This window comes from Alteromonas sp. AO-Serp (assembly GCF_017849675.1).
Classification (GTDB): domain Bacteria; phylum Pseudomonadota; class Gammaproteobacteria; order Enterobacterales; family Alteromonadaceae; genus Alteromonas; species Alteromonas macleodii.
Genome location: NZ_JAFLMX010000238.1, coordinates 1 through 1,258, shown reverse-complemented (window position 1 = coordinate 1,258; position 1,258 = coordinate 1). Strand labels below are relative to the sequence as shown.

1 protein-coding gene and 1 pseudogene are annotated in these 1,258 nt (G+C 39.8%); one reads left to right on the top strand and one right to left on the bottom strand.

Features of this window, described 5'->3' with window-relative positions; all coding sequences use genetic code 11:
- Positions 1 to 40: 40 nt before the first annotated feature.
- A pseudogene (locus tag QVA83_RS16140) lies at positions 41 to 591 on the bottom strand (phage integrase N-terminal SAM-like domain-containing protein).
- A gap of 137 nt (positions 592 to 728) precedes the next feature.
- On the opposite strand from QVA83_RS16140, the gene QVA83_RS16135 reads away from it, so the two are divergent.
- Positions 729 to 1,094: a hypothetical protein gene (locus QVA83_RS16135; RefSeq protein WP_014975559.1), complete on the top strand. Its 366-nt coding sequence runs from the start codon at positions 729 to 731 to the stop codon at positions 1,092 to 1,094.
- Positions 1,095 to 1,258 lie beyond the last annotated feature (164 nt).

Here is a 1,258-nt window from a genome sequence, read left to right as displayed (position 1 = left end):
CCTTCGGGCCCTTTTTTGTTGGGTGTAATTACTTTAAAGATTACTTCAAAACACGAGATAAAGGACTTACCACACCCTGCGCACCTTGCTGGAGCACGTGAGTATAAATTAGCGTGGTCTTTACGTCTGAATGGCCTAACTGTGTTTGCACCGTTCTAATATCAGCGCCCGATTGCAGCAAATGCGTTGCAAAAGAGTGGCGTAGCGTATGAGGCGTAACTTTCTTTTTAATGTCACAAGTTTTTGCCGTGTTTCGTATTGCCTTTTGTATACTCGATTCATCAATATGATGTCGTCGCACTTTTTTGCTTTCAGGGTCGACAGACAATCGAGAAGAGGCCTTTCCAATATATCGCGTTGCAAGAACGCCAGTGCATTTAGCGCGCTAGCTTGAGTGGCCGGAGCCACATTTTTAGCGTTAACTAAGTGAGACAAAAACACTTCAACTTCTTTGTCTCCCATTTCAGATGGGTGCTTATTATTGAAGCGGATAAAGCTAATTATCCATTTACTGTAAAGCTCTATGGAGCGCTTTGCATAGCGACGGTTGTGCATATGCTCAATCACCATTTGCATGAACATTGATTTCATTTTTTTGATTTTAATTACTGTAAATAAAAACAGAATTGCGGTTTTTGACTCGTCCGTAAAATAAGAAGGAAAGATTCCGTACTTAAGTACGGTGTTTTCAGATACTAAGTGTAGGTTATTGATGGAAGTGTATTTACGTGCGAAAGTGGCAAAACTATAAACGTGATATATGGAAACTATCCACTTTGCATAAAGGATTTTTTCCTTACACTAAATTGTTATGTGCTTGGATTAACATGCAAAAGGAAAACGGCGATACTGAGATTGCTTTTTTGGCAGCTCTTTTTTACTGGGTAGTCACTATTGCAGCTGGCTGGATGTCAAAATCTGTTTTCGAAGCATGGCAAAACGGAACGGCTTTCGAGCTAGTAAGCAGAAAGGCTAGATTTCTAAATTTTTTTCCTACCTGGTTCGTTTTTATAGTTTCTATAGTAGCTGTAGCATTTATGGCTTTTTTAGCGGTCAAGCAAACGCTTAAATTTGTCCGTTATCTGCGTGACTAATATGCTGCTGTTTTTATTCGCACATAACACATATGAGCCTCCGGGCTGTCAATGAAAAAAGATAGTCCTTTGACCACTATTTCAAGATCAATACCGTTGCCTTTTTAGAACTCGTTTACTTCGTTTGTCATGGCTGATGTTAGGCAAATCGCCTACGTCAAACA